Source organism: Methylophaga sp. UBA2689 (assembly GCA_002354555.1).
In the GTDB taxonomy this organism is placed as follows: domain Bacteria; phylum Pseudomonadota; class Gammaproteobacteria; order Nitrosococcales; family Methylophagaceae; genus Methylophaga.
Genome location: DELT01000088.1, coordinates 1 through 26,837, shown reverse-complemented (window position 1 = coordinate 26,837; position 26,837 = coordinate 1). Strand labels below are relative to the sequence as shown.

Here is a 26,837-nt window from a genome sequence, read left to right as displayed (position 1 = left end):
CTTTCGCTGGTCAAAATTGCGATCGAGTGATGTGGAATCATGGCTTTCATATAAGACACATCATCAACCGTGGTTTGGCTCCTTACCAGCCAGAGTGAGCCCGCAAAAATCACAATACTGACAAGATAAATAATGATATTAACCGTGACATTAGAATACATATGCAGCATAAAGCTCAACATCACTATTGCCATGGTTGCCCCCATAATGAGTGCCATATAGCTTCGGGTTTCACTAAAAAACGCATGATCAGCCTGATAGGTATTTAGGTACATTAAACCGAACATCACCAGAGTGGATGTCAGGATCATGGCAGCAAATCTTACATACATTTTCATTAGCATATCTCCTAGGGTCTGTTTATATCCCAATGGCATCACTGCTGGCCGCTATGAAAGATAAACAGAGTCTCGTTAACACCCCGTGAAATGAGAAAAATATTCTTTTTTTCATATTAAGTTAACATTTATTAGAATCTGTTGATCATTCATCACTGCCATTCTGGCCAAAAAAAACAGTCTCCCGTAGATGCCGATATGAAAGATAAACAAGCCCGGTTGATACAAAAAAAAGCCCGGATAATTCCGGGCTAAATATCAAGCAAATTGACCACTGCGATAATCGGCAAATGCCTGTTCCAGCTCGGCGCGGGTATTCATTACAAAGGGGCCCGCCCGTTCAACCGGTTCGTTAATTGGTTTTCCGGCTACAACGATAAAAGTACTGTCCTGTTCAGCCAGAACTTTCACCGTATCACCTTCTTTTAATACTGCCAGCTGTGAGGCACCGATTGAAGTCGGTTTATCACCAATACTGACTCGCCCTGCTGCCACGTAAACAAAGGCATTATGGGTAGGTGGTATATTGTCTTTAAATACACTGCCAGCAGGCGCATCAATCACAAAATAAACTGGCTCAACAAAACTGTTATCAATAACACCTTTAGTCCCGTTGACCGTTTCACCGGCAACCACTTTTACCGTCAACCCGGCTTCACGCGTTTCTGTTGCAATTTCGTCAGCGGCTTTTTCCTGATAGCGTGGCGCCATCATTTTCTGTTCAGCGGGCAGATTCACCCACAATTGGAAACCTGCTAACAAACCTGCTTGCTGCTCAGGTTTTTCCGAGTGAATAATGCCGCGGCCTGCTGTCATCCATTGCACACCTCCACTTTCAATCACACCCGCATTACCGGCGCTGTCTTCATGACGCATCTTGCCAGCCAACATATAGGTTACCGTTTCAAAACCGCGATGTGGATGGGGTGGAAAACCGGCAATATAGTCTTCTGGTTTATCGCTGCCAAACGCATCGAACAGTAAAAACGGGTCCAGCATATCAATCTCATGCGACGCGATTAAACGTCTTAACGATACCCCCGCCCCATCCGAGGTCATCTGACCCCGTATCCATTTTTTAACTTCACGTTGTTGTGTCATGATGACCTCCTTACGCCGCAATCACTGCAGCCAATTTCTCGCTGCTGTCCGGCTGTTCAAAATAGTGGTTGGCATTGACCAATGTGACATCGCTAATGCCAATAAACTGCATAAAAAATTTCAAATACTGACTGGCAAAATCCACATCACTTTCCAGTGGCACGCCACCTGATGCCATCACCAGATAAACCTTTTTATTTTCGATTAATCCGACCGGACCATTTTCGGTATACCGAAAGGTTTCGCGTGCTCTAGCCACCAGGTCAATCCAGGCTTTTAGTGCTGCCGGTATTCCAAAGTTATAGATCGGTACCGCCAAAACCAAAACATCAGCTGCTTTGACTTCATTAATCAGCAGATCAGACAAGGTCAATACATTCTTTTGTGCCTCACTTCTATCTGCCGGATCAGTAAAGTTGGCATTAATCCATTCTTCATCAATAAATGGTAAGCCCGATGCCACATCACGTTGCTTTACTGTCAGTTCATATTGACCGGTCAGAATCTCGGTCAACTGTGTTGAGACAGCACGAGTTAATGAACCGTCATAACGGCTACTGGCATTGATATGTAATACGTTTAACTGTTTCATCATTAAATCCCTTATTTACGTGCAGCAAGTGCTGCATCAATTGAAAAACGTTGTGCGCCTTGACTGAACAACACCAAAAAGCCACCGGCAATCGCAAAATTTTTCATAAACAAAATACTTTGCATTTGATCGGCAAAATCAAAGTGAAAAAACAAAGCCGATAAAATTGAAAACCCGGCCAGTAAAAAAGCAGTAATACGGGTTTGAAAACCAACAATTATCGCAATGGCCCCCAAGATTTCAGTGGCGATAACCAGCGGTAATAAAGCTGGCGAAATCCCCATCGCTGCCATGTATTGAGCTGTTCCTTCATAGCCAGCGCCAAGCTTGCTTAAACCTGCACTGAGAAACAGCCCTGAAAGTAAAATCCGTCCTGTCAGGTTGGTAATATTGCTAAACATTTTTATTTCCTTGTTAAGTAAGTACGGTGCTATTTTATAGTTCTTGAAATTTAGATAAACAATGCTATAAAGAAATTATTGTTGATTTAATAAGAACAATTAAAGGATAAGTCAGTGAATCAGATTGAAGATATGCAAACCTTTAAACGTATTGTTGAAGCTGGCAGTATCAGTCTTGCTGCCGAGCAGCTTGATACGGTTAAATCTGCCGTCAGCAGACGGTTAAAGGATTTGGAAAAACGTTTGAATGTCACCTTGCTGCAACGTACCACCAGAAGGCAAACGCTGACCGAGCCCGGCCACCGTTATTATCAGCACTGTTTGCGATTACTGGATGATATTGCAGAGGCGGAAGCACAGATATCCGATATTGAAGCCGAACTGAGCGGCAAGTTACGAATCTCAGCTCCGGTATCTTTTGGTTTAATGCAGTTGGGACCTGCCTTACAGGAGTTTCAGCAATTACACCCTCTGATTGAAATGTCGATTGATTTTAATGATCGACAGGTTGACTTAATTGCCGATGGTTTTGATTTAGCGATACGCATCGCCAGGCTGAATGACTCAACCTTAATTGCAAAAAAACTTTCATCTACCCGGCTACTGGTCTGTGCCAGCCCAGAATATCTGGCCTATTATGGCACCCCTGTCATTCCTACCGATCTGACTAATGACCATGCTATTTTGCATTATCGTAATAGCTCTGAAACCTGGCAGTTTCAGCAGGATGGCAGCCCCATCAGTTTACATTTGCAGGGCAAACTTTCAGCTAATAATGGTAATTTTCTGTGTGATGCAGCTATAGCAGGTCAAGGCGTTATCACCTCCCCTGATTTTCTCTGTTATCAGGCTGTGCAATCGGGAAAACTTCAGGTCTTATTGCGTGACTATATGTATGACAACGAAGTTGGCATTTTCGCGGTGTACCCACAAACCCGCTACCTGCCAAGGCGTAGTCAGGTTCTAATAGCCTATTTACAAAATTATTTTGCCCGTAATGCGCCCTGGCTGGACTGCTGAACCAATTGACAGCCTGCAAAGACAGTGCTGAACTGACATCGATTATAAAAAGCAATCAATTAGAGAGAGAAAACTTATGACCGAAATCTATGGCGCCCAGCATCGACAATTACAACAGGAATTCGATAAAGAAAAACTCGCTGATCGTGTCGGCGAAGCCATCATTACTGATTACATTACTGATCAGCATCGTGAGTTTATCGCTTCACGTGATTTCTTTTTCCTGTCGACGGTTGATCACCGGGGGTTTCCGACCTGCTCCCATAAGGGCGGCGAAATTGGGTTTGTAAAAATTCTTGATGAAAAAACACTCGCCTTTCCAAGTCTTGACGGTAACGGCATGTATCTTTCGATGGGTAATATTGATGCCAATAAAAAAATTGGCATGTTGTTTATCGATTTTGAGACCCCTCATCGGGTTCGGGTTCATGGCACTGCCGAACTGAGTCGCGATCCGGCAGATCTTGCTTTATTTCATGAAGCAGAACTGGTGGTCAGGGTCACCATTGAAGATATGTTCCAGAACTGCCCTCGTTATATTCACCGTTATAAACGCATCAGTGAATCTAGATATGTGCCTAAGGTTGAATGCCAGACACCCTTACCAGTCTGGAAGCGTTTAGATGCTGTTCAAGATGTTATAGATGATAAAGAAAAAGCTAAAGTAGCTCTGGAGGGCGGCATTATTACCATGGAAGAATATGAAATACTGCTGCAAAAGGGCGAAGCGTAAATTATTGAAAAATAAGTAGTTTGCGCACCACTATGTCTCATCTTTACCACATTTACATTTAGGGAAAAACTCCCGCCGGTGATCAATGCCCGACACATCAGGTTTCCGGGTATTGATCATTTTTTACAGTTAAATCCTTGCTTGAAAATCCATATTGCGAAGCGAATACTCGATCATCCAAAGCCTTGGATCTGCTGATTCATAACTGCCTCAGTTATGACTGAAAGTAGACCATTCAGGGCACGAGGAATGCCGTATGTGAGATGCAGAATATCTCCCCCGTTCCTCAAAAATGTTTATCTCCATGGAGGGAGAGGTCGCTCCTGTGCGTTCTGCATCCGCGACACTTGTGCATCCTTGCACATTGTATGCAAAAGCAATGTCTGGAACATTGCTTGTTTAGACTTTTTTGTAGTTGCTCTAAAAAATGATGAGCAACACAGACCTACATTTGAGGATAAAAACAATGATTTCGATTCGCCCCAGTGCAGTTGCAGGTTTGTATTATCCCGCCCGTTCAACAGAGCTTGAAGACTTGTTGGCCAAACAGTTTGATAAGCCCTCAGACCACATTCACCATCATGCTAAAGCGCTTATTGTCCCACATGGAGGTTATTTCTATTCCGGCCAGGTTGCTGCCAAGGCATATCAGTCCTTGATGGAAGCAGCAGATGATATTGAGCGGGTCATTTTAATTGGTCCCTCGCATCGTACAGATTTCAAAGGCATTGCGATGAGCGAGGCGGATTATTTTGCTACGCCGATAGGCAGTGTGGCGGTAGACAAGAAAATCTACCCTCAGTTAAGCCGCATTAAAGGTGTTGAAACCTACGAAAGCCCACATGACAACGAACATTGTCTGGAAGTCCAGCTACCCTTTTTACAGTATTCGCTTAATCAATTTGAGATTGTGCCTTTACTCACCGGCAAAGCAAGTTCCTCACTGATTGCCGATGTTCTGGGTACGGCAACCCAGGATGCTAAATCGTTAATTGTGATCAGTTCTGACCTAAGTCATTATCTGGATTATGAAACCGCACGCAAGATAGACCAATATACTTCACAGGCTATTATCAGCATGGATAATCACGATATTGATAAATTTCACGCCTGTGGCTGTGATGCCATCCGTGGTTTTCTTGAGTATGCCCGTAATGCAAACATGTCAGGTCAAATCATGGCGTTAAGTAATTCCGGTGATATCGTGCGTAAAAAAGAAAGCGTAGTCGGTTATGGTGCCTATTTATTCGAATAGGCATAATTCTGTTTCACCACCTGATTTACGGCCTCGACCACAGAAGGTAACACCCATGCACCGGGATGACGGATTTTATCTTCGTCTCCCGGTGTATATTTTCCGGTTTGCACCAGACAACCTCTTAAATCCGCCGCCAACCCACCTTCCACATCAGCAAACGCATCATCGCCTATCATCAGTACTTCTTCAGCAGCAAAACCAGTAGATTCCACTGCCGTCTGGAAAAATGCTTTTGCCGGTTTACCTAAAATCTCGGCTTCCACATCACAGGCAAATTCCAGTGCCGCAATAAAGGGACCAGCATCCAACAGTAACTCTTCGTTTTGCCGGAAATAACGATTCAACCCAATACCCAGTATCGGAGCACCATCCATCACCAACTGAAATGCCCGGTTCATATTCGCATAATTAAAGCCATCAGCTGCATCAGCAATGACCACAGCATTGGGAGAACTTTGATCCAGGTCGGCAAATTCCGGGCGTAGCTTTTCATGCACAAGACAGTACGGACGCAAATTGCGTTGTTGTAAGGCTAATTTCACTGCACCGGGAGCAGTCAGTACCTCCTCTACACTGACATCGAATCCCATTTGCAACAGTGACTGCAACATATCGGTGCTGGTTTTTCGGGAAGTATTGGTTACAAAGCGCACCGCTATTTGCTCGTCCCGAGCCAGCTGAATAGCTTCAATAGCACCTGTTACCGGCTCGTTATCAACATGCAATACACCGCTGATATCAAATAAAATCGCTTTTATCATCATAATCACCTTAGGCATGTTATTTATACACAAATTATGCTCGGTTAAATGCTGACAAACAAATTACACAATTAATTCTGCTTGATTTAACTGTATAAAATTTCGATCTACTCTGGTGCCGCTAAAATAGTCCAAACCCTTGAGGGTGTGACTGAAAAAGCGCAACTTATGTCCACGGATGGACAGGCCGCTATCGCTATCGCGGCATTCGGGCATCCTTGCCCATCATATGCCGGCGTGCCAAGGAGGCGCGCGCCGGTCTGCGTGGCCTACATGGATGTAGGTCAGGGGCGTGAGCAGGATGCGGAAGCTTTGCTCGTCACTTATTTATAATAACTACAAAAAATGTCAGGAACGTTTTGAGCGCAAGCCCCAATGAGATGAGATAGATGAATGTACCTCACAAAAGCTGCTCCTCGTGCCTTGATTGACGCTTATTCAGCTCACAACAGAGGTGGAGATGAAAGCTCAACAAGCCTTAGTAAACAGTATAGAATAGCGGGCTTTTCTCTCCCAGTTACAGGTTACGCTTATGAAAGCTCCCCAGGTCGGGTTTGTCAGTCTCGGTTGTCCCAAAGCGCTGGTTGATAGCGAACGTATCATCACCAAATTACGTTCAGAAGGTTATGAAATTTCCGCTAATTACGATGATGCTGATTTAGTGGTGGTCAATACCTGTGGCTTTATTGATTCTGCCGTTGATGAATCACTGGAAAGTATTGGTGAAGCCATTGCGAAGAATGGCAAAGTTATTGTGACCGGTTGTCTGGGCAGCCGTGACAATACCATCCGAGAAAAGCACCCGCAGGTGCTGGAAATTACCGGTGCTCATGCGCTGGAAGAAGTGGTAGGCGCGGTTCACAAACATCTTCCTCAACCCCATGATCCGTTTATTAGTCTGGTGCCGCCTGAAGGCATCAAACTGACTCCCCGACATTACGCCTATCTGAAAATTTCCGAAGGCTGTAATCATCGCTGTACCTTCTGCATTATCCCCTCCATGCGTGGTGATCTGGTCAGTCGCCCGGTGAATCAGGTAATAGCTGAAGCTAAGCGTCTGGCTGATGCTGGCGTAAAGGAAATTCTGGTTATTTCACAGGATACCAGTGCTTATGGTGTCGATTTAAAATACGCTGAATATGAATGGCAAGGTGAGAAAGTTGCCACCCGCTTTACAGCCATGGCCAAAGCACTTGGTGAGCTCGGCATCTGGGTACGCATGCATTATGTTTACCCCTACCCGCATGTGGATGATGTGATTCCACTGATGGCTGAAGGCAAAATTCTGCCGTATCTGGATATTCCGTTTCAGCATGCCAGTCCACGTATACTCAAATTAATGAAACGTCCGGCTTCATCACAGAATAACCTGGAACGCATCCAGGCCTGGCGGGCAATTTGTCCGGAAATCACTCTCCGCAGTACTTTTATTGTGGGATTCCCGGGTGAAACCGAAGCAGAATTTGAAGAATTGCTGGATTTTCTTGATCAGGCTCAGTTGGATAAAGCCGGTGCTTTTAAATACTCGCCTGTTGATGGTGCAGTAGCAAATCAATTACCCGATCCGGTGCCTGAAGAGATTAAAGAGCAACGTCTGGCCCGGTTTATGGCAAAACAGGCGGAAATCAGTGCCTACCGGCTGCAACAGAAAGTTGGCAAACGCGATTTTGTGATTATCGATGAAGTCGTTGAAGAAGGGGCCGTCGGACGTAGTCGTGCTGATGCACCTGAAATTGACGGTCAGGTCTTTATCGATCACGCCACCCATCTGAAGGTGGGGGATATTGTTGAAGTGGAATTTGAAGAGGCCGATGAGCATGACCTCTGGGCAAGACTGGTTTAAAAACTAATTCACAGCACTTATTTTTGGGAAAATATAGCTCTGACACTATTGCTGAAGAAAAAGCGCCTCTTCAGCAATAATGCTGATTAAGAACTGATACGGTTTTTTCCGGAATCTTTGGATTGATAAAGTGCATTATCGGCACGGATCGACAAGCGCATCGCTGATTCGCCCTGACGCAGCTGTGCTACCCCGAAACTCGTGGTGATGGTAGCGCGTTTATCCAATTTGGCATCCATGATCAGTTGTCTTAACTTTTCAGCAGTATGGGCTGCTGCTTCGAGCGCAGTATTAGGTAGCAGAATCATAAACTCATCCCCGCCCCAGCGTGCCAGCAAATCGATTTCGCGAATATTCTTTTTTAATAAACGACTCATTTGAACCAACACCATGTCGCCATTGGCATGTCCAAACTCATCGTTTACGATTTTAAAATCATCAATATCCAGGGCAATTATTGATAGTGGTTGCTTGAAACGTTCAGCCCGCTCGACTTCCAGCTCCAATGTTTTTTCCAAACGATATCGGTTGGCTACACCAGTGAGAGTATCTGTTTCAGCAAGGCGTTGAACTTCGGCAATTTTGCTTTCAAGTTCAGCGTTGGTTTGAATCAACTGGTGAGTGCGCTCTTCGACCAGATCTTCAAGAGAATGATTTTGTTCTGCCAGTCGATCCAGATTGAGTTTTCGTTCATTGATATCGCGATGCGCGCCAATCATTCTTGCAACAGAACCATCTTCATTCCATTCGATAATTCTGGCGCGGTCTTCTATCCACAAATAACTGTTATCAGCCTTTTTCAGGCGATATTCAATCTGGTATGTACTGGTATGATTATGAATATAGTCATCGAAATGAGCCAATACACGTTGATGATCTTCGGGGTGAAGATTTTGCTCCCAAGATGCTACGCTAGCAGGGAGAGTGGCGGCACTATAACCCAACATTCTGAACCAACCGGGACTACGATAAACGTATCCGGTGTTTGCATGCCAATCCCATACGCCATCGCTGATGATGTCCAATACGACTTGCAGACATTGATCGTCTACCTCGCCCAGCCCCGTCTTCATACCCAATCCTTAGTAATCAAACACTTAAGAGCGGAAGTATCTTATAAATATTTATGTGATGCAAGTCACAATATTATTTATCTGTAAAATTCAGAAATATAATCACAGTTAATTAACAGAAGTCTGCCGGTTTAAGAAATTAAAAATATATAGCGGATAGCCATCAAGATTGAAAAGCGGACTTCAACATAATTCCAGAAAAACTAATCAGAAAAGAATTACAGAAAAGCTCTAGTAAATAAAAAAATGGTGACCTGAGCCCCCTCAAGTCACCATTTTTCATTGCAATTAGAACTGCTGCCTAATTTCGGTTAAGTCACAATCGTGCTGATGAGATAGGCTGTATAAGCGACGAACACAAGCATTAATGCGCTACCTTCAACTCGATTGATGCGCCCTTGTCTTCCGCGCAGACCAAAACCAAAGATAAATATCGCTATGGTCAAACCAGCCATAACGGCAATATCCCGTGTGAGTATTTCTGCTGGAACACCAAAAGGATGGATCAAGCCTGCGATACCCACTACAGCCAAAGTGTTAAACAGGTTTGAGCCGATAACATTACCCAGCGCAATATCATGCTCGCCTTTTTTTACAGCAATCAGCGATGAGGCCAGCTCGGGCAATGACGTTCCAATGGCAACGATGGTCAAGCCAATAATCAAATCACTGACACCAAAAGCGACGGCAATTTCTACTGCACCCCAGACCAAAATTCGTGAACTGATAATCAAAAAAACCAGACCGATAAATAACCAAATCAACGCTTTTTTCAAGCTCATTGATTCTGTATTAAATTCAGCTTCCATTTCGGTTCCGAAGGCATCCGGGGATTTCTGCATGCCCTGATAAATGGTCCAGCCCATCAATATAAAGAACACCAGAATCAACACGCCAGCATCCAGACGGGACAATGAACCATCTGCTAACTGCCAGGCAGCCAAAGCGGTCACTGCGATAAGAATCGGCAACTCTTTGCGCAAAACCTGTGAGTGCACTGCAATCGGACTGAGCACAGCGGTCAGGCCCAGAATCAACGCTATATTGGTGATATTTGAACCATAAGCATTTCCCAAAGCGAGACCAGGATTGCCTTGCGTTGCAGCCAATGCAGAGACCACCATTTCCGGTGCTGAAGTACCGAAACCGACTATCACCATGCCGATTAGTAACGGCGGCATACCGAAATACCGGGCAGAAACTGCGGCACCATCGATGAATCGATCAGCGCTCCATACTAATAAAATTAAACCAAATATCACCGCAGCAAAGGCAAGCGTCATATGTTCTCCGGAAAAACTATTGAGGAATTTATAGCGTTATTATCAAGGGTCAAACAGCGTGCTGGCAATTCAAATCTTTTAATGACGTGTTAATCGTACATGACGACGCAGTATACGGTGATTTTCACGTTGCACATCTTCACGTTTACGCCATGACCATAATTTATCCCGGCTGTGTTTTGAGGTCACTTTGATATCGACGATAGGATACGGATAATCTCTCCCCAATTGAAAATTTAACATCATTTCCTCCATTGGCGTGACCTCCCAAGGGCGATGAATAATTTCGTTGGGTAAATCGCTTAATTCGGGTAACCATTCACGGATAAACTTTCCCTCGGGATCCTGTTCTTCAGCTTGTTTGGTTGGATTATAAATACGAATGGTGTTGGTACCCATAACGCCTGCCTGCATTTGTAATTGTGGATAATGAATACCCGGTTCAAAATCCAGAAACACTCGTGCCAGATGATACGTTCCGCGACGCCAGTCAATATGCAGCTGGTGACATAAAAAACTGACCAACATGGCGCGCATTCGGAAATTAATATACCCGGTTGCGTTCAGACAACGCATGCTGGCATCCACCAGCGGATAACCGGTTTTACCGTTTTGCCAGGCTATCAAATCAAATTCTGATTGCTTATCCTGCCGCCAGGGGAAAGATTGATATCCCTGGTTTACCGGCCGAAATTCCATTTCCGTTTCACTTTCAAACTTCTGCATGAAATGACAATGCCAGTGTAATCTGGAAGAGAGTGCCGCCAACGCTCTTCGCCAGCCGGGATCATTCCAGTGATGCAGTAACTGTTGATAAACCTGTCGCAGGCTGATATTTCCCCAGGCAAGATACGGTGACATTCTGGAGCAGGATTGCCGACTCAGATCAGGGCTGGATATCTGTCGGTTATAAAGTTTGCCACGCTTGGCAAAAAACTCAGCCAGCACTTTGTGCGCGGTCAATTCGCCACCATATTGAAAAAGCATATCCGTTTGCTGCCATTCCGCCGGAGGCGTGAAATGTGGCAGCTGCAACTCGGTAATAAAGTCAACATGTTGCCAATTAGTTTCCAGCAGTGGTTGCCGCATTACCTGTTGCCAATGTTTATCCCAGTCATCACGACTGTTTGCGGCACGAATGACCGCACCTTGTGGAAATTCATTCCAGCTAATTTGCTGATGTTTAAACTTTTTATGGAGGGCTTTATCTCGATCATAGGTGATGTTCAGACCTATTTCCTGATGACTGAAAACCGTATCAATCTGATAATGCTGCTGCAATTGTTCAAATACAGCTGGCGCTTCACCCTCTATCACCACCACATTGCCTTTTTTTCCCATCAGCTGCTGATCCAACTGTTGTAATGACTGCCAGATAAATCGCCAATGACGCAGGCTGTAATGCGCATCATCCACCAGCGAGGGTTCCACTATATATAACAATAAAATGGGTAAATTCTGTTCACATGCAGCATGCAATGCTGCATGGTCGGATAAACGTAAATCCCGTTTAAACCAGACAACATTGATTAATTGACGGGTCATTTTTTTGGGGGAGGCATGATTGGCCAATCAGCCGCATCAACTGAATCCAGCGGGATAATATCAATATCTCCCTGCCAGTAACGGATAAATTCACCGTCTGGATCGTATTGCCGGGTTTGCTTTTCAATATTAAATTGCCGTCCACCTCGAGGATCAGCCCCCACTCCAGCAATATATTGCCAATTGCCCCAATTGGCAGCGACATCATAGTCAATTAGTTGCTGCTCGAAATAAGCTGCTCCAAAGCGCCAATCCAGATTCAACTCATGAACAAAACAACTGGCAACGATCTGTCGTCCCCGGTTGGACATATAACCCGTAGCATTAAGTTGTTTCATGCAGGCATTGACCAGTGGATATGGCGTATTACCGTTGCACCATTTCTGATAACGTTCCGGGTAATAGCAGCGACGACTTTTGCTATTTTTTATTCCGTCAAAGCGAAATAGTATGGCGCCATAACAATGGGCATACCATTGGAAATATTCCCGCCACAATAATTCAAAATAAATCCAGTAAGTCGAATCATTACTGACATTAGTCTGTTCATAGTTTTTAAGCCTGGAAGCCAGATGTCTGACAGAAAGACAGCCTAATGCCAACCAGGGAGAAAATTTGGTGGAATTGGTCCAACCATCCAGTTCATTTCGGACAGTTTTGTAATTGGCTGGAAGATCAGTGGAGAAATAATCATTGATGTGTTTTAGTGCCGCCGTTTCCCCTCCAGTAAACTTTGAGGGTTCCAATACCGGTTGGTTAATCTTATCAATAGCTATTGGTCCGGGCGGTGGCGGCAATTGCTGAGGACTCGACATAGGCCTGGGCAACGCTAAATCTTCTACCTGTTTACGAAACTGGGTAAATGACGTTGGTAATTGATTGAGTTGGAAGGGTAAATCATCAGCAGAAAATAAAGTGTGGCTTGGCTCTGTAATGAATTTACGATCCGGAAATTGTTGTTGTAACAGCTTCCAGTGACGATTTTCATAAACGCCCGCATGCTGACTACGGGCAATAATATCGACGTTGTATTTATTGATTAATTCGGTCAGTGCCAGATGTGGGGTTTGTTGCTTGATAATCAGTACTTGTCCAGCATGCTGAAGCTGTTGTTGCAGATCCTTTAATGACTCTACTAAAAACTGGAAACGACGCTCCCCCATAGCTTTGGCGTTCAACCCATTAGGTCTGAACCACTGTGGATCCAGACAAAACACACAGATAAGTTTATCAACCGACTGCAATTTCCATAATGCAGGCTGATCATGCAGTCGCAGATCATTGGTGAACCAGAATAATCCTGTGGTCATAGGGTTCGAAACTCCATTGGGGTAAAAAGCTGACAGTTCAGAGACTGCATAGAGAGATATAGGTTCGATGTTTCAGAACTATGCTGGCATCAAAACGTCAGATTGACATCAACTTTCATTCGGGAAAACAAAATGCATCAATTGACAGTATTTTTTGATGGCAACTGCCCTTTGTGCGCTAGAGAAATTAGCTTGTTAAAGCAGTTGGATACTATGCAACGTCTTCATTTTGAAAATATTCACGCCACTGACTTTGTTTCTCGTTATCCCTACATTGATGTCGTCAGCGCCGATAAACGACTGCATGGTGAATTAGCGAATGGCCAAATCATTACCGGGCTGGATGTGACAGCTAAAGCCTGGGGCCTTGTAGGTCATCATCGCTGGTTGCAGATATTACGCTGGCCGGTCATTCGCTGGTTTGCAGATTTAGCCTATCTGTTTTTCGCACGGTTTCGTCATCCGATTGCCCGGTTATTCGGAGATAAATCATGTGAGGATGATAACTGTAAGTTATAGGATCTGTTGATCTTTCAGAGGCGACGATGAAAGATCAACAAGCCCTAGAGTTATTCAGGCTTCGGTTAACCAGTAACACCCAAAACGCGGAATCACTACAGTGTTGCCGAACTTTTCGGGACTTTGCCCGGTAATAGCATCCACCAGATGCCCCTGATAGGATTGTGACCATCTGGGTAACTGATCCAAATCCAGACGCTGAGATCGTTTATCGAAATTCGCAATGACCAATACCCTATCGGCAGGTTTTTGCAGATGGTAACGCTCAAAAACAAACAAATGCGGATTATCTACCTCGACCAAATCCCGATTATTAAAATCAGCAAATGCATCCAGTTCTTTATGCACCGCAATGAGTGTCTTCAACTGGCTGAAAATCAGATATTCAACTGTACCCGGTACATTTCGCTGTTCAGCTTTCTTCCAGTCTATAAACGGTCGATGCACCCAACGTGAATCATCCATTTTGACTGGATCATCACGATAACTTTCATCATTGGTCGTACCGATTTCATCGCCGTAATAAAGTAACGGCAAGCCACCAAATGACAGAATCAGACTATGCAATAACACAATGATACGTATCGCATCATCAATGGCCTGCTCATCTCCGATATCAACGGCATATTGCAGCCCCACCAGCGATGCCAAAGACCCGGAAATACGGGCGTCGCCGGTTTTATCATTCTGACCGAATGGTACACCTCTGGCGTGTGAATCAGCGTATTGACCGGTAAAATAATCGATCAGAAAACGTCTGTGATCGCGTGGCTCATATCCTGCCAGCTCGATATCCTTATCATCAAACCCCAGACCGATATCATCATGACAGCGTATATAATTTAACCAGGTTGCACGTTCAAGTTTTACCGGAAGACTTTTTATGCCCTGATTCAACAACCGGGCATTTTTGGTGGCCACGGCATCCCATAACAACGCCATAAAGGTGGCGTTATAGGCAATTTCACATTCTTTGGCGATAACCGCATCTTCACCAAAATATTTGGTCACTTCAACTGGTGCGACAATCGCTTCAGCAATAAACAATACGCCTGGCGCTGTTACCTGACAGCAGTCTTTCATTAGCTGCAAAATCAGATGTGCTTCACGTTCATTCTGGCAGGTACTGCCGATTTTTTTCCATAAAAATGCCACTGCATCCAGCCGAACAATATCAGCACCCTGGTTGGCCCAGAACAGGATAATATCGAGCATTTCAATAAATACAGTTGGATTGCTGTAATTCAGATCCCACTGGTATTCGTTAAAAACTGTCATCACCCAGCGCTGCATTTCCTTGTTCCAGGTGAAATTACCTGGAGCTGTTTCCGGAAACACTTCAGGCATGCTCTGCTCAAACATATCTGGGACGTGACGGTTTTCAAAAGTATAAAAATAATCACGATAAGGCGAATAACCATCGCGCGCTTTCTGTGCCCATTCGTGCTGGTCAGAGGTGTGATTTAACACCACGTCCATGACCAGTAGCATGTCGCGTTGACGGAGATCTCCAGCCAAACCACGCAGATCGTTGAGGTCTCCGGCACGGGGATCAATTTCACGGAAATTACTGACGGCATATCCACCATCACTTTTGCCTTCAGGACATTTCATGATGGGCATCACATGTACCAGATTAATACCCAAATCCTGAAAATAATGCAGATGCTCACGCATGCCTTGCAGATTTTTGGCAAACCCATTGCAATACAGTGCCATACCAACCCACTTCTGACTGAGAAACCAGTTGTAATCCTGTTCCCGCTCTATATCTTTGGCACGTAACTCTTCAGACCGATCAATATATTGTCTGGCAAGTGTTTCAACCAGACGTTGTGCCTGTTCGGCAAAATCAGGGCGCTTGCCATACAGCCTTTCAAATAATGAATGAATGGCATAAAAGTTGGCACCCAGCCGCGTATAGAAATAACGCAGATCATGTTTGGAAAATTCGGGTTCAATCTGATTCAGGATGGCATTCAGAAGTGAATGAGATTGCTGTTCGTACATGTAATTTCCTGATTAAAGAGTCGGATAATTCTGGTTGTGTGGTTATGTGAACTCAGAATAAAAAGCAGGATCCTCGCTGACCGCTCCCCGTAATCCTATCACTTTGCTGGCAAACTGCTGAGCATTCAATAAAATTTTCTGTACTGGCCACCCGGCTAACAACCCGTGAATATACATCGCACTGAAAGCATCTCCCGCTCCCACAGTATCAACCAGCTGCTCTGCAGCAACCCGTTTCTGTTCATAAAAAGTCCCATCATTGCAGCGCACGATACCCCCTTCCTCACCCCTTGTCACGATCAGTTGTTCCAACTGAAAATGGGTCTGCATCCGGGTCATATCCTGCTGCAAATCAGCTGAATTAAAGCCCAGCTCATTCAATTCTGATTGATTCAGTTTGCACCACTTCGCACGTTCCAGACATTTGTATATATCTTCCTTGCTCCACCACGGTGAACGTAGATTCACATCCATAAAAACAGATACAGATTTGGGGCGGGTAAGAAACTCAAAAGCCTCTCTTGACACTGCATTTCTTAACGCCAGAGAACCGTGATAAACAATGGCATCATTACGCAGACCTGGCAGCTCTGCTGTTTGTATAAAATCATAAGCTCGCTCAGCCCTGATATCGTACGAAGGTTCGCTGCCCTGCAAAGTGACCTGAACCTCGCCTGTGGGGTGTCCATTATCCGTTTGCAGTCCCTCGGTAGAAAGCTGCCAATTTTGCATCGCGTTACGGATCTGTTGGCCGGACTCGTCATCGCCAACTCTGGAAATGAATACCGGAGAGTCTCCGAAGGCCTGTAAATGCCAGGCAACATTAAATGGTGCTCCACCCAGCTTTCGTTCGCCATCCGGAAAGCAATCAAATAAAACCTCACCAAATATGGCTAGCGTGGACTGCTGGCTCATGTATTGTCTCCCGATTCAAGTTGGTTTCTGAATCCTTCGGCATAATGCCAAACGCCTTGTAATACCCCTGCACTGTAATTGCCATTCATACCCAATGGTCCTGGATCAACAGCAATATACAGCGACTGCGGGTGCCCATTTTCAGCGACTAATTGTTGTGCCATGGCTTTGATTTCATCTGAGGCATTATTGACCACAACTGACTGTATCGGGCTGGCTAAAACGGGCATATCATTACCACTGTCACCAGCAAAAACCACCTCGGTATCCTTATAATCCAAACGGCTTTGCAAAAATTCGATGGCGTGCAGTTTGGTGGCATGTTCCGGTAACACATCCAGTAAACCAACATTCGTCAGTTCATCGATACTCCACATTACTGAAGCGTTAATTCCATTTTTTTGCAGATGCTTATGCACTTGTGCAATGACGGCATCCTTATTGAGATAGAGCGGCAGATAAAAACTCAGTTTGTGGGTATTTTGCTTACTGAACTCCTGCAGTTGCAGATCTTTGATATCACTCAGCAAGGCTTTCAAATCAGAATGGGATTGACCGTTCCAGTCTTTAGCAATTTCATCACACCAACTCTGTACTTCCTGCCAACGTTTATCTTTGTACTGGAATATTTTGGTTCCCACATCGCTGATAATATAATCCGGCTGCGGCAGACTATAGGTGCGAATAGCTTTTTCGACCAATTGCCGGTGGCGGCCCGTAACATATACCAGACATACATTTTCCAATTGACAGAACTTCCGGAATCGCCTGCGTGCATTGGGATGTTCAGCCTGCATTCCGTTCGGTATGACAGTGCGATCCATATCGGTACAGAGTAATAATCTTGCACTCATTTAAATTGAACCTGTTGCTTGTTCAGAGGTGGTTTCAAAAAAATTATAATATTCAATCGCTTCCATAATGCCTGCAGCATAAGGCTTATGGGCAAAGTAGATATGTGAAAAATCTTCCAGCTGTGACAGTTCTTCATGATGCCTGTTTGCTACAACAACGGCCAGTGTGTTGCCCCGCATCATATCCTCATCGGCACCACTTCCACCGGCCACACAGATACGTTCCAGCGGCATTTGCCAGCGATCTGCAACAAACCTCAGCGCCATACCTTTTGATGCTCTGAGCGGCAGAATATCCAGATATTGACCAAAGGCGAGTTGAACATGTACCGATAACTCTTCTCGGTGTAATAATGATTTCACTGCTTCAACATCTATCTGTTCAGGATTGATGTAATAACTTAGCTTGAACTGACTCTGTTCTGACTTGGGCTGTCGTTCCAGTCCCGGAATATCATCAAGCAATTTAGTCACCCGATGAGGCAACCACAAATGATCAATATGTTTGGTCCAGGCCGTATCCGGCGTTAGTTTCGGAGCATAATAAATCTCGCTGCCACTACTGGTAATCAGAATATCCGGTTCAGGAATACGATGTTTTTTCATCAGTTTTAACGCTTGATCCAGGCGTCGGCCGGTGGCAATAACAAATTTAGTACTTTTACGATTATCCCGCAGCAGACCAAGCAAAGCCTGCAAAGATTCATCATCACCAATCAAATTCAAATCCAGATCGGTCACCAGCGCTCTTTCATCCCTTCCCATTTCACGACGCTCAACCGGCAGGCGCAGTAATTTTTCAGTGCGTGCCGCTATCGGTTCAATGATTTCCAGGTAGCGTTTTGCATGTGCTTCCCAGGAATAATGTTCAGTAACGCCTTTGAGGCCGTTTTGCTGACACTGTTGCCAATAATGATCATCGAGTAACAGTTTCTCTATCGCGGTACTGATACTGGCAATTTCCAGTGGATCAATTAATTCGCCATTCAGACAATTCGCCATGATATCTCTGGGTCCACCGTCTTCTGTAGCAACAATCGGCAAGCCACTGGCAGCAGCTTCAATCAATGTAAGGCCAAAAGGCTCTGTCAGGGCCGGATTAACAAATACCCCTTTGGTTGCAGCTGCTATACGGTAAATCAGTGGCACTTCATCACGACGATGATGTTTTGGAATAGTGACTTTGCCGTAAAGATCATAACGATCAATCGCCACTAGAAGCTCATGAAACACTTCCTGTGCCCCCCGTTCCAGATCATCAATATCATCACGATTACCAGCAATCACCAGAATATTGGCATGTTGCTGTAATTGTTCTGACTGACCATAGGCTTCTATCAGGCTGACAATATTTTTACGTTTATCTGGCCGCGACAAGGCCAAAATCATCGGTTTTTCAGGTTCATCCAGGTGTTGGGTAATGCGTTTGAATAATTCGCTTTGCAGTTCATCTCCATTTGGCGGAGTAAATTGCTGAACATTGGTACCGGGCGGCACGATACGCATTTGAGCCGGCTGATAGTGGTCATAAAGCTCATACTGCTCTTCAATTTCCTGATGCGTACTGGTGATTACCCGTTCTGCGGTGGCCAGCGTAATTTCTTCTGCCTCAATTCGCTGGTTCATCTTGTACTGCTGTTCCAATTGAGCGATATCCACGCCACTGGCCAGCAATCTTCTGCGTTTGACTCGTCCCAGTGAATGGCCGGTATGGATCAGTGGAATTCCCAGCTGATTGGCTATATGTGAGGCAACCAGTCCGGAATCAGCATAATGACTATGCAAAATGTCAGGTAGAAACGCTTGCTTACGGAAATAATCCACCAGATTATCGGCAAAGGTATCCAAATATTCCCATATTTGTTCTTTGGCCAGATATTCATCAGGTCCGGCATCAATTCTGATGATACGTAATTTATCGTTGAGCTCTTCAATAGGCTGGGCATAATCAGGGGAAACCTCATCATCCTCAACTCTCCGGGTAATCAATAAAACTTCACCGACTTTTTCCTGCTCAGAAAGAGCCTGAGCCAGCTCAAGTACATAAAGTGTCTGACCGCCGGTATCGGCATCTCGACCAAGTTCGAGATCATGACCACGAATAAGACCATGGATATTTAACAAAGCAATCTTAAGTTTTTCATTTTTATCTGACATAGGCGTTTTATGGTTTCTTCACAATGCGTTATATCCGGACACTCAGCTAGATTCAGACAAGGAATATTCGTCTGTTACTTTTGCATATTCCCTTAAAACTACCCGCTAAGCCGCCAGAAGACAAATCAATCTCGTTCCAAAGGGGGTACTGAAACCATGAGCGTATCATGCAGTCTGTTAATTACGTATTAACTTAAATTTAAAAAGGAAAATTTCTATGATTTTGCAGCGTATTTTTTCTTCTTTATTATTATTGTGTCTACTGCCGCTTGCTCAACCTGTTATGGCAGAGGAGTTATTACAGAAAACAATTGACAGTCCTTCTCGCTCAGAAACCAATAAGCAACGTGATATGTTTCGCAATCCTTCAGCAACCTTGATGTTCTTCGGCATCACCGCCGATATGCATGTCGCTGAAATATGGCCAGGACGTGGCTGGTATACCGAGATCCTTGCGCCATGGTTAAAACATGGTAAAGGGAAATTAATTGCAGCCGGTTTTCCTGCGGACACACAATCTGCCTACAGACAAACGCTTCGTCAGGAATACAATACGTGGCTGAAAGCCTCTCCAGAGCTATATAACGAAGTGGTAGTCACCGAATTTGGCCCGGAAAGCGATTGGCAATTTGCTGATCCACAAAGTCTGGATGCGGTTTTGACCTTTCGTAACGTTCATAACTGGGTACAGGGTGATTTTGCCGCCCAGGCCTTTAATGCCATTTTCGCAGCATTAAAATCCGGCGGTATTCTGGGGGTGACTGACCATCGGGCTAAACCGGGAACACCGCTTTCTATCATGAAAACAAGTGGTTATCTCACTGAAGAATATGTGGTTTCGCTGGCTGAAGATGCAGGATTTGTTCTGGAAGAAAAGTCTGAAATTAATGCCAACCCGGCAGATACTGCGGATCATCCCAATGGTGTCTGGACATTGCCACCTAACCTGCGTGTAGATAATGAAGCGGATAAAGCGAAATATCAGACCATTGGTGAAAGTGATCGAATGACTTTACGTTTTCGTAAGCCTTGATGACTGAAAGCTCAGACACAGAAATCTGTGTCTGAGCTATTATCTATCGAACCACTCTGACAGCAATTTCCAACACCACCGGTTGTTGTAAACGTCGTTCAATTTCCTGTTTTACTTCATCCATCACTGCATGGTCCACTGGGGTTTTTGACACCATAGTCAAGCTGATTATCAACGGATCACGAGGTCTCACATTGACATCGACCAGTTTGACACCAGCAATTTCCTGACCATCCAACTGACGTAAAACATTGTTTTCGGCTACCATCCGTTCAAAACCGAAAGCCAGCGGAATCGCCAGAATAGCCACCATAACCAATGTCAGCATCAATCCACGTTTTGCGCGATGAAATGGACTGTAACCCAGAATCATAAAGGTGATTAACGCAGCCAGAATAATGCCAACAAGGTTCGTCAGATATAACAGGAAAGCGCCAAAAAATACGGTAAAGTCGAGCCAGCCCAAACCAATACCTGCCACCGCCAGCGGTGGGACCAGAGCTACGGCAATAGCGACACCGGCAAGACTTTTAGCAACTTCAGCACGCGCATGAGCATAAGCACCGGCGATTCCCGAAACCACAGCCACACCTAAATCCAGCAAGGTCGGACTGATCCGTGCGGCAATTTCACTATTGATATGATTCAAAGGAATGAACCAGGCAATCAGCATGGCACAAAGTAAGGCGAGTCCGGTGCCGATAGCGATACTGCGACCACTATCAATCATCAGATTTTCATCCTGACGCAGGGTGCCTAATGACATCGAAATAATCGGGCCCATCAATGGAGCCAGAATCATCGCACCGATAACGACTGGAATTGAGTTCGCAAACAGACCAAAAGCCGCCAGCAAAGTGGATAACACCATCAAAGTCAGATAGGCGGGAGTAGCCTTTGCGCTCTCACGCATCATCATAAATAAATCTTTGAACTCTTCTGGCGCAGCATGATGCATCCATGGCAATGGATAACTGACCAGTTCATTACGCGCTTTGCCCAACGGCAATGCCTGTGTGCGAATAACTTCTTTCTGATCCCCACCACTTTCCGATAACGCCAGTAACCTGCCGGGTATCAACCGAATAGTCCGCCGCTCTACTTTGAACTGCAGTTGCTGTGCCTCGGAGACCATCTCATCATGACTGTATTGGATGGGTTTATTGGTTTCCAGCGTAAGCTGGCTACTTTTAATAAAGCCGACAAACGCCGGGTTATTTCGGCTCCAGATATTACGCATAAACAAAGAGGCAAACAGAAACCTGAGCATTTCAAAGACACTTCTTGGGGCCAGCACAAGTGCATGCAACATGCCATCATTGGCATTGGAATCTGGCATAAAACGGCGAGATAACACTGAGCTTCGGCCATGCTCTACCGCCACTACACCAAAGGCTGCTGTTTCAATGACTTTTTCTTTCTGAGTGGTAATAGTAAACGGAGTAAAACGTACTTCCTTGAGACTACGCATCAATCGCCAGAAGCGTCTGACTCTCACCCAGAATGCCTCTACCATTGCTTCTCCGGGGACCAGTGTAAAGGTCTGCCCTACAATCACCGAGTTGAAGACCGGTCTTTCATTACAAAGCAACAAATCCAGTTGCGATGCATCGTTATCAACGATATCACTAAGCGCATCATCAAAATTGGCGGCAATCCCAAAACCATAGCGGGCATGTTTCATCTCCGGATGCGGTAACAGCCCAATTGTCCATTGCTGATCACGTGCCTGTAACATCAATTCACGCAAAGATTCATCATTCAGATAGCTGATTACCAACTGATCATCATCAAACTGATATGACTGCTCCAACTCAAAGCTGCTGAGCTCTATATCCCATTGCTGTTCAGGTAATTTCGGCAGAATTTGTTCTTGAACGGTTGATTCATCTTCCGAAGAAAACAGCAATACAACACGTCGTTTGTCAGTCATTGAATCAAGTTTACTGATCAGGTCTTCTACCATTCAGGCGCTCCGTAACGGGGATAATTCTGCAATATGTTAGCAGACCAATCAGAAACGTCTGGTCTGTAAGGATATGGAAATGCTATGAACCTAAGTGTATTGATCTTTGCTAGCCAACACTGTTGCGGGCGATGAAAGATCTACAAGCCCTAGCTTTGATATAACAATTTATTCATCGTCACAATGGTGTCAGTACGAATCTGTTTAGGGCAGACACGTTCACACTCACGGTAATTACTGCAACTACCAAAGCCTTCAGCTTCCATTTTTGCCAGCATTTTAGCGGGCCGTTTATGGTCTAGTTGACCCTGTGGCAAGCTACTCAAGTGACTGACCTTAGCGGCAATAAATAACGTTGCCGATGCATTCGGACAAACTGCAACGCAGGCGCCACAGCCAATACAGGTGGCCGCATCAAAAGCTTTATCAGCAACTGGTTTTGCCACCGGCTGCGTATTGGCTTCAGGTGCCGCACCGGTTCTTACCGGTATGTAACCACCCGCTTGAATAATGCGATCAAAAGCACTGCGATCCACCATCAAATCTTTAATCACCGGAAATGCCGTGGCCCGCCATGGCTCAATCCATAATTCGTTTTGATCCTGATAGTCACGCATATATTGCTGACAGGTGGTGGTTGCCCGGTGCCGCCCATGAGGTTCGCCATTAATGACCAGACTACAACTGCCACAAATGCCTTCCCGACAGTCATGATCAAAAACAATAGCTTCTTTACCAAGACTGATCAGACGCTCATTGAGGGCATCAAGCATTTCCAGAAAGGAAGATTCCGCTTCCACTTCCAATTCATGTTTTTCAAAAAAACCTTTGGCTTGGGGATTGGCCTGACGCCATATATGCAGAATAAAATTCATTGGTAATTCCGTATCCCAGGGCTGACAAAATCAAAATGTAACGGCTCTTTGACCAACTTCGGCTGAACCACATCACCGGTGAACTGCCAAGCCGACACAAAACCAAAATCGTTGTCGCGTCGTTGCACCTCTCCGTTGCTGGTCAGATGTTCTACCCGGGCATGACAACCACAGGATTCCTCGCGATTCAAAGCATCAATACACATTAACTCGCCTAGTTCCATAAAATCGGCGACCCGACCGGCTCTTTCCAGCGTTTGATTAAGCTGCTTGTCATTGCCACTGACTTTGATTTCCCGCCAGAATTGTTCACGCAGTTGCTGGATATCTTCAATGGCCTGTTTCAAGGCAAATTCATTACGGGCCATGCCACAATGATCCCATAGAATCTTGCCCAGACGACGATGAAAATGGTCTGGTGTCTGTTTCGGTTCGGGCGCATTCAAAAGTCTGTCCAGACGTGATTGCGAATAGTTCATGGCCTGTTGCACTTCTGGATAATCTTTATCTTCCAGTGGCGTTTGTCGAGCAAGATAGTCGGACACCGTCGTTGGTAGAATAAAATAGCCATCTGCCAACCCCTGCATCAATGCACTGGCACCCAGTCGATTGGCACCGTGATCGGAAAAGTTGGCTTCGCCGCCGGCAAACAGTCCATCCACCGAGGTCATCAGATTGTAGTCCACCCACAATCCACCCATGGTGTAATGCACAGCAGGATAAATGCGCATTGGCTGTTGAGATGGATCTTCAGAGGTAATCCGCTGATACATATCAAACAGGTTGCCGTATTTTTCATTGATTACATCAGCGCCCTGCTCTTTGATAGCATCGGCAAAATCCAGATACACACCCAGTTTCTGCCCATTAATTTCATGACCAACACCACGGCCATCATCACAAATATGTTTGACCGCTCGTGAGGCAATATCACGTGGTACCAGATTGCCAAAGGCCGGATACATCCGTTCCAGGAAATAGTCGCGATCCTGTTCCGGAATTTCACGCGGGTCACGCCCACAGTCTGCCGGATTTTTCGGCGCCCAGATGCGGCCATCGTTACGTAATGATTCACTCATCAAGGTCAGCTTGGATTGCAATTCACCGTGTTGTGGAATACAGGTGGGATGTATCTGGGTAAAACAGGGGTTGGCAAATAAAGCTCCATGCTTGTGCGCCCGCCAGATAGCGGAAGTATTACAGCCTTTGGCATTGGTCGACAGATAAAATGCGTTACTGTAGCCGCCGGTGCAGAGCACAACACAATCCGCCAGATGCGTGCTTAATTCACCGGTCAGTAAATCTCTGACCACGATACCTTTGGCCTTGCCGTCTATTTTGATTAAATCCTGCATTTCACAGCGTGAAAAATGCTCAATATGACCTTCGGCAACCTGACGGCTCATCGCCTGATAGGCACCGAGTAATAATTGCTGACCAGTTTGACCACGTGCATAAAAGGTCCGGGAAACCTGCGCTCCACCAAACGAGCGATTGGCCAGATAGCCACTGTATTCACGGGCAAACGGCACCCCTTGAGCTACAGCCTGATCAATAATCGATGTACTCAGTTCTGCCAGGCGAAATACATTGGACTCCCGGGCCCGAAAATCACCACCTTTGATCATGTCGTAAAACAGACGCCAGACACTGTCACCATCATTATGGTAATTTTTAGCGGCGTTAATTCCACCCTGAGCCGCAATACTGTGTGCCCGGCGAGGACTGTCCTGAAAGCAGAAGGTTTTCACCTGATAACCCATTTCTGCCAACGATGCTGCAGCAGAAGCACCTGCCAGCCCTGTACCGACCACAATCACCCGATAGCGTTTACGGTTAGCCGGACTGACAACGCGCAGATTGTATTTATGCTGAGTCCAGCGTTGTTCCAGCGGACCTTTAGGAGAAAAGCTGTCTAATGGTTGTTCTTCGGTCATTTATGCTTTCCAATAGGCCAGGATCGGGACAATGGCAAATCCCACAACTAACAAAACGACAATGGCAGTACTAATCCAGTAAAACTGTTTTGAGGTTTTGCCCAATGTTTGCAGTACATTGGTCAATGAATGTTGCAGATGCAGTCCAATTAACAAAACGCCTCCAAGGTAAAAGAGCAATTGCCATACTGAACTGAATAATGTGAGTGTCTGCCCGTAAATATCAGCACCGCCAAATGACCACATTTGCCCCATATGCCAGACTATAAACAATAGAATCAGCGTAATAACAATGGAAACCAGCCATGCGGGAATAAAATGATGTTGCCGGCGCTGATAAGCCTGAACCCGGGCCTTGCTGTTATGCAGCCGAATTTGCACCGCAACAATGACATGAAACACCAATGAAGCTGCGACTAATATCCATAAAGGCCAGCGAATCAGTGGTTGATTGTAGAAATCGTAAAACGCCTGGTATTGGACGGGACTGAAAAAGCTCAGATTACTGAGCATATGGAAAATCAAATACGCGGTCAGCACAAGACCGGCCATCGCCATCAGGCGTTTTTTCACTTGCAACAGTGCCATCAGCTTTCCCGACTCATTACAATTTGATCAGTCTCTGATAACGGTTCGAGTTTTTCACGCTGAATGGTACGCACACAGCTGTTCCAGCGCAGAATGGCTTCATCATTATGATCCGGACGCATTTGCTCTGCTTGCTGGTAACATTCCAGCGCCTTAATAAAATAATCATAGGCAAATGCACGGGACATTGGTTGAGTGAGCATAAATCTGGCACGACGCTCCAGAACAATACCGGTGTAATAAGTTTGTTTATATTCACTGGAAAGCTTGCTAATAGCCGTTTCAATATCCTGAAACGGCGACTGACTGCCACTGATACTGATCTGATCGGTTAACGCCAGAATGTAAACCACCAAAGCCGCCTGATTTTCAGGTTCGATATTGAGGATATCCAGGCAGATACTTTCCGCAATTTCGGGCTCAAGTAATGAGCGATATTGTCGCGCACGGTCCAGAGCCAGTTCAATTGACTCAGCATGTATATCGTGTAAATTCAGGTCCATCGCGCTCTCTTGCTACTAGGAATTGCCGTCACGGCAGATATAGCCTCAATCTAAAGCAAACTGCATCGCTTTTCAACGCAACTGTGTCTCAACATTGAAAATAGAGTCTGCCTGCTAAATCTGGTATCTTTGACGGTTTTCTAACGGCTTAATTCCGGTTTATTTATGCAACGAAAGATTCTGGTCACCAGCGCGCTTCCCTATGCCAACGGTTCTGTCCAT

Annotated in this window: 24 protein-coding genes; 6 read left to right on the top strand and 18 right to left on the bottom strand. The window is 45.3% G+C overall.

Translation table 11 applies throughout. The annotated features are described in order from the left end of the window. The 4 genes from B3M51_RS10365 to B3M51_RS10350 form a co-directional block, all read right to left on the bottom strand. Positions 1-338 (bottom strand): DUF305 domain-containing protein (locus B3M51_RS10365; protein WP_292758966.1); only part of this gene is annotated, 338 nt, incomplete at its 3' end. Between the two features lie 258 nt (positions 339-596). Next, positions 597-1,439, bottom strand: a complete 843-nt coding sequence (locus B3M51_RS10360) for a pirin family protein (RefSeq protein WP_292758963.1) — start codon at positions 1,437-1,439, stop codon at positions 597-599. A gap of 10 nt (positions 1,440-1,449) precedes the next feature. Next, complete coding sequence (locus B3M51_RS10355; RefSeq protein WP_292758960.1) at positions 1,450-2,034, bottom strand: FMN-dependent NADH-azoreductase; 585 nt, start codon at positions 2,032-2,034, stop codon at positions 1,450-1,452. 8 nt (positions 2,035-2,042) lie between these two features. After that, the gene (locus B3M51_RS10350; RefSeq protein WP_292758957.1) at positions 2,043-2,432 is read right to left on the bottom strand and encodes a DoxX family protein; all 390 of its coding nucleotides are present in this window, start codon (positions 2,430-2,432) and stop codon (positions 2,043-2,045) included. Positions 2,433-2,546: 114 nt separating this feature from the next. Here B3M51_RS10350 and B3M51_RS10345 point away from each other — a divergent pair, with 114 nt between their 5' ends. The 3 genes from B3M51_RS10345 to amrB all read left to right on the top strand — a co-directional run bounded on the left by B3M51_RS10345 (position 2,547) and on the right by amrB (position 5,440). Next, positions 2,547-3,452, top strand: a complete 906-nt coding sequence (locus B3M51_RS10345) for a LysR family transcriptional regulator (protein WP_292758954.1) — start codon at positions 2,547-2,549, stop codon at positions 3,450-3,452. A gap of 76 nt (positions 3,453-3,528) precedes the next feature. Then, a complete protein-coding gene (locus B3M51_RS10340) occupies positions 3,529-4,185 on the top strand; it encodes a pyridoxamine 5'-phosphate oxidase family protein (protein WP_292480532.1) in 657 nt (218 codons plus the stop codon). A 466-nt stretch (positions 4,186-4,651) separates the two neighbouring features. Further along, the gene (gene amrB / locus B3M51_RS10335) at positions 4,652-5,440 is read left to right on the top strand and encodes an AmmeMemoRadiSam system protein B (RefSeq protein WP_292480534.1); all 789 of its coding nucleotides are present in this window, start codon (positions 4,652-4,654) and stop codon (positions 5,438-5,440) included. Here amrB and B3M51_RS10330 read toward each other — a convergent pair. After that, the gene (locus B3M51_RS10330; protein ID WP_292758950.1) at positions 5,425-6,207 is read right to left on the bottom strand and encodes a TIGR01458 family HAD-type hydrolase; all 783 of its coding nucleotides are present in this window, start codon (positions 6,205-6,207) and stop codon (positions 5,425-5,427) included. The genes amrB and B3M51_RS10330 overlap by 16 nt on opposite strands. Positions 6,208-6,736: 529 nt before the next feature. Between B3M51_RS10330 and rimO the strand changes: the two genes are divergently transcribed. After that, the gene (gene rimO, locus B3M51_RS10325) at positions 6,737-8,047 is read left to right on the top strand and encodes a 30S ribosomal protein S12 methylthiotransferase RimO (RefSeq protein ID WP_292758947.1); all 1,311 of its coding nucleotides are present in this window, start codon (positions 6,737-6,739) and stop codon (positions 8,045-8,047) included. A gap of 86 nt (positions 8,048-8,133) precedes the next feature. Here rimO and B3M51_RS10320 read toward each other — a convergent pair whose 3' ends face one another. From B3M51_RS10320 to B3M51_RS10305, 4 genes are all read right to left on the bottom strand, one after another. After that, the gene (locus B3M51_RS10320; protein WP_292758944.1) at positions 8,134-9,120 is read right to left on the bottom strand and encodes a sensor domain-containing diguanylate cyclase; all 987 of its coding nucleotides are present in this window, start codon (positions 9,118-9,120) and stop codon (positions 8,134-8,136) included. Between the two features lie 311 nt (positions 9,121-9,431). Then, positions 9,432-10,403 carry a calcium/sodium antiporter gene (locus B3M51_RS10315; RefSeq protein ID WP_292480541.1) on the bottom strand — a complete coding sequence of 324 codons (972 nt, stop codon included), beginning with the start codon at positions 10,401-10,403 and terminating at the stop codon, positions 9,432-9,434. Between the two features lie 78 nt (positions 10,404-10,481). Further along, positions 10,482-11,975, bottom strand: a complete 1,494-nt coding sequence (locus tag B3M51_RS10310; protein ID WP_292758941.1) for a cryptochrome/deoxyribodipyrimidine photo-lyase family protein — start codon at positions 11,973-11,975, stop codon at positions 10,482-10,484. Then, positions 11,945-13,258: a DASH family cryptochrome gene (locus B3M51_RS10305; RefSeq protein ID WP_292758938.1), complete on the bottom strand. Its 1,314-nt coding sequence runs from the start codon at positions 13,256-13,258 to the stop codon at positions 11,945-11,947. Before B3M51_RS10305 ends, B3M51_RS10310 begins: the two co-directional genes overlap by 31 nt. A gap of 132 nt (positions 13,259-13,390) precedes the next feature. On the opposite strand from B3M51_RS10305, the gene B3M51_RS10300 reads away from it, so the two are divergent. Next, positions 13,391-13,777: a thiol-disulfide oxidoreductase DCC family protein gene (locus tag B3M51_RS10300; protein WP_292758935.1), complete on the top strand. Its 387-nt coding sequence runs from the start codon at positions 13,391-13,393 to the stop codon at positions 13,775-13,777. Between the two features lie 54 nt (positions 13,778-13,831). Here the strand turns inward: B3M51_RS10300 and B3M51_RS10295 are convergent, their stop codons facing one another. Genes B3M51_RS10295 through B3M51_RS10280 form a run of 4 tightly spaced genes read right to left on the bottom strand, consistent with a single transcriptional unit; the run spans position 13,832 to position 19,713 of the window. Further along, on the bottom strand, positions 13,832-15,787 hold the full coding sequence (locus B3M51_RS10295; protein WP_292480545.1) for an amylosucrase: 1,956 nt from the start codon (positions 15,785-15,787) through the stop codon (positions 13,832-13,834). Between the two features lie 42 nt (positions 15,788-15,829). Next, positions 15,830-16,702 carry a carbohydrate kinase family protein gene (locus B3M51_RS10290; RefSeq protein ID WP_292480546.1) on the bottom strand — a complete coding sequence of 291 codons (873 nt, stop codon included), beginning with the start codon at positions 16,700-16,702 and terminating at the stop codon, positions 15,830-15,832. Further along, on the bottom strand, positions 16,699-17,556 hold the full coding sequence (locus B3M51_RS10285) for an HAD-IIB family hydrolase (protein WP_292758931.1): 858 nt from the start codon (positions 17,554-17,556) through the stop codon (positions 16,699-16,701). The genes B3M51_RS10290 and B3M51_RS10285 overlap by 4 nt, the downstream gene beginning before the upstream one ends. Next, positions 17,557-19,713, bottom strand: a complete 2,157-nt coding sequence (locus B3M51_RS10280; RefSeq protein ID WP_292758928.1) for an HAD-IIB family hydrolase — start codon at positions 19,711-19,713, stop codon at positions 17,557-17,559. A 217-nt stretch (positions 19,714-19,930) separates the two neighbouring features. On the opposite strand from B3M51_RS10280, the gene B3M51_RS10275 reads away from it, so the two are divergent. After that, on the top strand, positions 19,931-20,746 hold the full coding sequence (locus B3M51_RS10275) for a class I SAM-dependent methyltransferase (RefSeq protein WP_292758925.1): 816 nt from the start codon (positions 19,931-19,933) through the stop codon (positions 20,744-20,746). Positions 20,747-20,789: 43 nt separating this feature from the next. Here B3M51_RS10275 and B3M51_RS10270 read toward each other — a convergent pair whose 3' ends face one another. From B3M51_RS10270 to B3M51_RS10250, 5 genes are all read right to left on the bottom strand, one after another. Next, on the bottom strand, positions 20,790-22,712 hold the full coding sequence (locus B3M51_RS10270; protein WP_292480554.1) for a TIGR00341 family protein: 1,923 nt from the start codon (positions 22,710-22,712) through the stop codon (positions 20,790-20,792). Positions 22,713-22,861: 149 nt separating this feature from the next. Beyond that, a complete protein-coding gene (locus B3M51_RS10265) occupies positions 22,862-23,587 on the bottom strand; it encodes a succinate dehydrogenase/fumarate reductase iron-sulfur subunit (protein ID WP_292758922.1) in 726 nt (241 codons plus the stop codon). After that, complete coding sequence (locus B3M51_RS10260; protein WP_292758919.1) at positions 23,584-25,524, bottom strand: fumarate reductase/succinate dehydrogenase flavoprotein subunit; 1,941 nt, start codon at positions 25,522-25,524, stop codon at positions 23,584-23,586. The genes B3M51_RS10265 and B3M51_RS10260 overlap by 4 nt, the downstream gene beginning before the upstream one ends. Next, positions 25,525-26,112, bottom strand: coding sequence for a succinate dehydrogenase (locus tag B3M51_RS10255; RefSeq protein WP_292758916.1), 588 nt, complete (start codon positions 26,110-26,112; stop codon positions 25,525-25,527). It lies immediately after the preceding gene. Continuing rightward, positions 26,112-26,615, bottom strand: a complete 504-nt coding sequence (locus tag B3M51_RS10250; RefSeq protein WP_292355867.1) for a hypothetical protein — start codon at positions 26,613-26,615, stop codon at positions 26,112-26,114. Before B3M51_RS10250 ends, B3M51_RS10255 begins: the two co-directional genes overlap by 1 nt. Positions 26,616-26,837: the final 222 nt, after the last annotated feature.